Origin of the sequence: Candidatus Rhabdochlamydia sp. W815, assembly GCF_018642185.1 — a bacterium.
Lineage (GTDB): Bacteria > Chlamydiota > Chlamydiia > Chlamydiales > Rhabdochlamydiaceae > Rhabdochlamydia > Rhabdochlamydia oedothoracis.
In genome coordinates, this window is sequence record NZ_JAAVTY010000083.1 from 1 (window position 1) to 7,046 (window position 7,046).

Below are 7,046 nucleotides of genomic sequence, written 5' to 3' on the forward strand. Positions count from 1 at the left end.
TCAGGGTTTAAGGTCTCCTTTAAAGCCCTATATTGTTCTATGAAAATTCGTTGTTTTTCAGGATCTAATTTCCCAGGAATCTTTTTAGGACGTTTATAAACAAATCCGTGCTGTATGAGCCAATCTGTCATGCCACTTCGGGAATATTTTATCCCATATTGCTCATGCACATAAGCTATGATCCCTTTGACTTTAAGATAGGTCTTTTCCTGTAGGTGTTTTAGTAGAGACTCTGTTTGGTCTTGTGAAGGTTTTGATTTGCTACCGCCTCGAGGGCTACTTCCAGTTTTATTTTCGGAATCATATTCTCTGAGGTATTCCTGAACAGTGATAGGGCTTATCCGAAGTGCTTTAGCAAGATTTTTTGTTGAGATACCCTCATCATAGCCCAAAATTACACAAAGCCTATTCCGTTCAGAATAGTCTTTTGGATGCTTTAACTTGTGTTCTAAGTCAGCTCTCTGGCTAGGGATCAGTTTTTTCATACTCAATAGCTTAACACAAAACAAAATATTTTTCTATACGATTGAATCGGAACCACTATATACTGTCCTATAAAGAAAATAATATTGCATACCAAGATGCAATCGATGAAGTGCTCAATTGCTATGGAAAAGATACCTGGCATCAAGAGACAAATGAATTATTTCCCACATGTAGATTAGGATGCATTAATTTTGGATATTAGGAGCATGTACCGAATACTATTCCGTTAGAAGTTCGAGAAAAAAGCCAATTAGATCTATATAAAAATCTCTTTGAGTTTTCAGGAATTAATGAAGTTTCAACAGCTACTATAATCGAGATAGGTTGCGGAAGAGGGCATGGGGTTCACTTGCTTTCTGAAAAGAACCATAATAGCTATGGTATAGATTTAGTTGTTTCTCAAATTCAAAAATGTGTGAAAAATTACCCAAGTCTGGCTTTAAAATTTAAACAGGGTTTATCTAATCGTTCAGGATTTCTATCAAATACCTTCAACTTTGCAATTTCTATAGAAGCAGCCCAACATTTCTATAGTTTCTTCGATTTTGCGCAAGAAAGCTATAGAATATTAAAAGAGGATGGAGTACTTGCAATTACCACTTTTTTTTTACTAAGGAAAAGAGTAAAAGAGAAATCAAAGATCTCATTCCTCAAAGTATTATAGGAACTCAATTTGCAATTCCTATTCACGATGCTAAGATTTTTTTAGAACAAGCTGTCTTTAAAAATATTAAGATAGTTTCTATTGGAGCTTTTGTTTTCCACGGATTTTGTAGATGGGCCATGCAATCTATGAGCAAGAAAAACCATACTCCAAAATGGGTTGAAGCATATGAAAAAGGTTTTATCGATTACTATATGATTCGCGCAGAAAAAAAACTATCATGCTAAAAAAAATTCCCCTTCTATGCATCCGCTTATATCAGTTTACCATTAGCCCTCTTTTAGGTAATTGTTGTCGCTTTTTTCCCAGTTGTTCTGATTACGCAATAGAAGCCATCCATGTTCATGGATATAAAGCATTATGGTTGATTGTAAAACGTATAGTAAAATGCCACCCTTGGCATCCTGGAGGGAATGACCCCGTTCCTTAGCGGACAGGAATTTGTAAACAACGTCCTGGGCGGATCTTATCGGTTTCTAATTGGTTGATCTGCATGATCTCTTTAATGCTCACTTTGTGTGCGCGTGCGATTTTCCATAAGTTATCCCCTGCTTGTACTTTGTATGTTTTACAAAGAGATTTTTCTATTTTTTTTGCCGGAATTTGTGAATAGCCTAATGCTTGTGCTGCTAGTTGCCATACAGCATCTGTACGTGGGGCTGAAAGCAATCCCTTCGATAGATTTTTTAATAGATGAGGAGAATCATTGAATAAATCAAAAAAAAGTAAAATATGTCGATCTTCTAACTGTTGTAAACAAAATTCTGGGCTGCTTTCCAATAATAGAAGAGCGGCTGTTTTAGATCTTTTTTCCAAGTAGACTAACAAAAATGAGCGACATTGTTGCATGGATAAATCTAAAGCTACTCTTTGAGATAAAGAAAAGTTTGCAAGATCTATCCATTCTCCTTCGCAAAGCAGGTCGATTAATTGGTTTGTTGAGCAAGAAATCCCTATTTTAGAAAAAAGCATGTAGACACTGTGATATTCTGAGGTAAGAGAGAAAGCATTGATTAAGGAAGAGTGATAAGGTGGAATAGAGCGCTTTAGTTCATAAAATAAACCTTGAGCGGTAAAGGGCCATTTCTCCGTTTTTGCAAAATGCACAATTGCTTGAAATTGATAGTCTGCTAATCCTGGAAAAACAGGCACTTCTATCACCTCTGATCCTTTCTCTTGACTTAAGAGAATCGACCTCTTTTGTAGAGGGATACCCCCTAGAGCCTTATCTAAATTAAAGTGGTGAAAAGCAACAAGACAAGAAAGAGCAAGATCTCTTTTCCTAATACCCTGCTCTACAAAATCTTGATTTTCTAAACAGATGAGGAGTTGTTGATAGGATAAAACAGAATAGGAGCGCAAGATCTCTAAATTGCTAGTAGATGGCATTTTTGCTTCAGTGGTCAATGGTTTCAATTCAATGGATAAAGAATCATTTTTATCTTTAATCACAAAATAAAAAAAAGTACCTAAAAGACTAACGTTCAATGTTCCACTAATAATTAAAGCTTGGGTAAGCCTCTTTGTACGAGTAATCCAAGGGCTATTTTCAGAAGTAACGCGCATTATTTCCTGTTCCGAGATATTCAAATTTGGTATAAGATCTGCAGTTTAATACTAATTTGTCCTTTTGTTTTATGAAAGTCTCATTGTCTTCCTTAAAAGAATATATAGATATTAACTTATCTACTCATGATTTATGCCAAGTATTAACACTAGGTGGAATTGAGGTAGATGAAGTAATCGAAAACCCTCTTAAGTTCAGTAATGTTGTAGCGGCGACTATTTTAGAAGTTGTTTCCCATCCTAATTCTGATCATTTAAAAGTAACTAAGGTAAGCAACGGTAGGCAAGTTCTGCAGGTGGTATGCGGAGCTGATAATTGTCGTGCAGGAATGCGTGTAGCTTTAGCTCAAATAGGCGCAATTCTCTATCTAGATGGCAGATCTGTAAAAATCACAAAAAGCAAGCTACGTGGTATTGAATCTCATGGAATGCTCTGCGCAGCAGATGAGTTAGGACTTTTAGATAGTGCAGATGGTATTTTGGAACTGTCTGATCAAATAGAAGAGGGCACTGATTTAAAAGAGAAATTTAACGACACCATTCTTCAACTATCTTTGACTCCAAACTTAGGGCACGCCATGAGTGTCTACGGAATCGCACGGGATTTATCTGCTCTTTTACAAATTCCTGTGAAGTTTCCCTCTTTTTCTCTAGAAGAAGAAATATCGATAAAGGATCTTATTAAAGTAGAACTCCTTGATCCAACTCAATGCCAAAGATATGCCTGCAGAATGCTGCAAGGGGTTTCAGTGGGACCTTCACCTCTTTGGTTACAAAAAAAATTAGAACAAGCGGGCTTTCGTAGTGTTAACAATGTTGTCGATGTGGGAAATCTCATTTTACAAGAGTTAGGTCAACCCTTACATATTTTTGACTACCAAACCATTGCAGATCATACTCTTCAAATTACTTCTAAAACGTACTTTTCTGAATTAGAAACGCTCGATTCGATGAACCGCCTCATTCCTCCAGATGTTTTGATGATTTGCGATCCAGAAAAACCTTTAGCGTTCGCAGGTGTTATCGGAGGAAAGAGTTCTGCTGTTTCAGATAAGACATCTGATGTGTTAATCGAAGCTGCTTATTTTACTCCACAATCGATTCGCAAAAGCAGTAAATGGCTTAAAACAAAGACCGATGCCTCACAGAGATTCGAGAAAGGAATAGACCCCAACTTTATTCCTAAAGCATTAGATTACGCTGCCTATCTCCTACAAAAAGTTGCTGGTGGAAAAATTGTTAAAGGAATGATCGATCAAAAGACAAGCTCTTTTGCCCCTAAAAAAATAATTTGCAGGCTAAAACGTGTAAATCATATTTTAGGCACACAACTGAATCCTTCTGATATATTCACGATCCTCTTTTCTGCAGGTATGCATGTAACTGAACAATCTGTAGAGCAGTTTCAAATTCTTGTTCCTTTTTTTCGACATGATTTAAATCTTGAAATCGATTTGATTGAAGAAATAGCTCGGTTATATGGCTATAACAATATTGTTAAAACACCTGCTGTGCATATTTCTTCTCCTCTTGTGCATTGCGCGGCTTATCGGTTAGACCAACAACTTCGTACTTATCTGCTAGAAGAGAGTCTTCAAGAATTTATAACCTGCAATTTGATCAGCCCAGATCAATCTAAAAAGACCTCTGAAAACACACTTCCTGCTAGCTCTTGTATTTCTGTGCTACAACCCCACTCCCTTGATCAGTCTATTTTAAGATCTTCTCTTCTACCGGGTCTTCTGCAAGTGGTTAAACACAACTACGATCGAGAAAATCAAGATCTATCAGGATTTGAAATAGGTAAAATCTACTTCCATCTAAAGGGAGAATATATTGAACAATCAGCTATTGGAATTATTCTAACCGGGAAAAATTCTCCTTACCACATCGATCCTAAACCCCGAGCTTATGATTTTTTTGATGTAAAAGGGATCATTGAAAATCTGTGCGCTCTTCTTCATGTTGAACCCATTAGTTTTCATCCTTCACACCTGCATAATTTCCATCCCAATAGACAAGCAATTATCATGTGCCAAGACAGCATTATTGGCTCTTTAGGGGAACTACATCCTAAACATAGCTCAGAACTTGGTATTGAACAACGAATCTATTTCGCAGAAATAAATACAGAAGAGCTTACGCCTTTTATTAAACAGACGCCGCTTATTAAATCCCTTATTTCTTTCCCTGGCTCAGAAAGAGATTGGACAATTACCATAGCGGATAAAACACCTGTTGGCTCTATTTTAGAAATCATTAAAGCAAACTCTTCTTTACTTCTTGAGGAAATTACTCTTTTAGATCTTTACAAAAGCTCTCAAATCGGCAATGATAGAAAGAACATAACTTTTCGTCTGTTCTATCGCGATAAACTTAAGACCATTGCTTTTGAAGCCGTTGAAAAGGAACATAGCCGGATTGTAGAAACAGTGATGAAGGAGTTAGAACAATTACATATTTTATCTTAAAATGAGGTTCATCATGAAAAGACACCTGTTTATCCTTATGAGCGGTACGGCTTTTATCTTATCTGGCTGCGTTCATGATAACAACGAAAAGACGAGCGTTATATCTAAGCGTTATATCCACAAATACGGCTACCCTGTTCCTAAAGAAGAATGGCAAGAGCATAATTATCCAGGACAAGTAATTACAGCTCTTAGCGATGGCGTGACTGTTATATCTACCTATGAAAATGGTAAGTTACACGGTCCTACCACTTATACCTTTGCTCATAGTCAAGCGATTGAAAAATGCATCATCTATAATCAAGGCCAAAAAGTTAAGGAAACGAGTTATAACTCTAATTCCATGCCTTTACAAGAGTGGATTCAACTCTCCCCTCAGCGTTACTCTCTTACCAGTTGGTATGTAGAAGGTTGTCCTATGATGGTTGAAGAATACGCAGGAAATGAACTCATAGAAGGACAATACTTTACTGCTCTAAATGAAATAGAAGCACGAGTGGAAAAGGGAGATGGCATTCGTATTTCTCGAGACCAAACAGGAACGCTGCTTTCTAAAGAAGTGGTTGAAGACGGTTATACAGTAAAAAAAGAAACGTATTACCCAAATGGAGCTCCTGAGTCAATCTCCTATTATGCCCTAGGCAAACTCAATGGGAATAAACAAACATTTACAGCTAGCGGAGAACCTCTTGCTTTAGAAGAATGGGTGAACGGGCAGCTACACGGAAAGGCTACTTATTTTAGAAATGGCAACCGCTATCTAGAAATTTCTTATTTAAATAACCAAAAAAACGGAACTGAAAGACATTACACCGATGGTGATTTATTAACTCAGGAAATCAATTGGGAAAATGACCTTAAACACGGATCTACTATTTATTATACCGACTCTGATATCCAGCAACATTGGTTTTATGCAGGGCAACCTGTCAGTAAAAAGAAATTTGATGATTATAACCAAATGGATCAAATCGTTGCAGATATATCAGAGGATGTAAAAATACACATCCAATAGCACAACTTAGGATACGTTCTCCTTTGCTAAAAGTTTATGCAACATTCATTTAATCAAGGCCCTTCTATTTGTGTACAGATAGAATGCAAAGACAGCATTCTATCTAAAGTAACCCTGACTAAGTCATCGTATTTTGCATGCTGTATCTCTAAAGAGTGCGATCTTGATACAGAGCAAACCATTATAAAATGGTTAGCTCAGTACAGTTATCGAAAAGATCCCAGTCCCTTAAGCTTTAACCTGCCTAAGCTTCCTCTATTTTACCAAAAAGTATTGATTCATTTGCAAAATCTACCTTTTGCACAGCTAGTCACTTATGGTAATCTCGCTTCTACAATCGGTCATCCAAAAGCAGCCCGCGCTGTCGGATCTGCTTGTAAAAGCAACCCATTTCCTCTTTTTATTCCCTGCCATCGAGTAGTAGCAGCTCACAACATAGGAGGCTTTGCTTATGATCTTTCCATTAAACAAGCTCTATTACAATTCGAAATGGATTTGATTCTCTAAAGAGCAACTCTTTTGCCTTTAGCCAAATCAATGGATGAGTCAGCTAGAACCGCAAAAACCGCAGAAGAAAAAAAGATTCCCGTTGCTTCAAGCAAGCCAACTGGTTGTTTTCCTAATAAATATAAAGCTCCATTCCCTGCCACATAGCTTAAACAAACATTCATAAATTCCATAGGTTGCTCTAGTAAGAGCAGTTTATTTTTGATTAAATCTACCCAAGAAGCAGCTAAATGACCACTATTGCTTTAGTCTTTTCAAGTTTGAAGTGCACAGAAGAATTAAAAAAAGAATAGGCAGGCGATGAAAGAATCTCTATTGTGATTTTTAACAATCAAAC

General features: G+C 36.9%; 8 protein-coding genes. 5 read left to right on the plus strand and 3 right to left on the minus strand.

Annotation, left to right across the window (positions count from 1 at the left end; all coding sequences use genetic code 11):
* Positions 1–485 (minus strand): helix-turn-helix domain-containing protein (locus tag RHOW815_RS05985; protein WP_215217421.1); only part of this gene is annotated, 485 nt, incomplete at its 3' end.
* 287 nt (positions 486–772) lie between these two features.
* On the opposite strand from RHOW815_RS05985, the gene RHOW815_RS05990 reads away from it, so the two are divergent.
* Together RHOW815_RS05990 and yidD are read left to right on the plus strand one after the other, a co-directional pair.
* The gene (locus RHOW815_RS05990) at positions 773–1,150 is read left to right on the plus strand and encodes a class I SAM-dependent methyltransferase (RefSeq protein WP_256439919.1); all 378 of its coding nucleotides are present in this window, start codon (positions 773–775) and stop codon (positions 1,148–1,150) included.
* A 220-nt stretch (positions 1,151–1,370) separates the two neighbouring features.
* Positions 1,371–1,580, plus strand: coding sequence for a membrane protein insertion efficiency factor YidD (gene yidD / locus RHOW815_RS05995; protein ID WP_215217422.1), 210 nt, complete (start codon positions 1,371–1,373; stop codon positions 1,578–1,580).
* Here the strand turns inward: yidD and RHOW815_RS06000 are convergent.
* A complete protein-coding gene (locus RHOW815_RS06000; RefSeq protein ID WP_215217423.1) occupies positions 1,577–2,716 on the minus strand; it encodes a LysM peptidoglycan-binding domain-containing protein in 1,140 nt (379 codons plus the stop codon). The two genes, yidD and RHOW815_RS06000, sit on opposite strands and share 4 nt — an antisense overlap.
* A gap of 71 nt (positions 2,717–2,787) precedes the next feature.
* On the opposite strand from RHOW815_RS06000, the gene pheT reads away from it, so the two are divergent.
* From pheT to RHOW815_RS06015, 3 genes are read left to right on the plus strand one after another with little or no spacing between them, the layout of a single operon-like run.
* Complete coding sequence (gene pheT, locus RHOW815_RS06005) at positions 2,788–5,187, plus strand: phenylalanine--tRNA ligase subunit beta (protein WP_215217424.1); 2,400 nt, start codon at positions 2,788–2,790, stop codon at positions 5,185–5,187.
* A 13-nt stretch (positions 5,188–5,200) separates the two neighbouring features.
* On the plus strand, positions 5,201–6,202 hold the full coding sequence (locus RHOW815_RS06010; RefSeq protein ID WP_215217425.1) for a toxin-antitoxin system YwqK family antitoxin: 1,002 nt from the start codon (positions 5,201–5,203) through the stop codon (positions 6,200–6,202).
* 36 nt (positions 6,203–6,238) lie between these two features.
* Positions 6,239–6,709, plus strand: coding sequence for a methylated-DNA--[protein]-cysteine S-methyltransferase (locus tag RHOW815_RS06015; RefSeq protein WP_215217426.1), 471 nt, complete (start codon positions 6,239–6,241; stop codon positions 6,707–6,709).
* Here the strand turns inward: RHOW815_RS06015 and RHOW815_RS06020 are convergent.
* Positions 6,706–6,873 carry a hypothetical protein gene (locus RHOW815_RS06020; protein ID WP_215217427.1) on the minus strand — a complete coding sequence of 56 codons (168 nt, stop codon included), beginning with the start codon at positions 6,871–6,873 and terminating at the stop codon, positions 6,706–6,708. The genes RHOW815_RS06015 and RHOW815_RS06020 overlap by 4 nt on opposite strands.
* Positions 6,874–7,046: the final 173 nt, after the last annotated feature.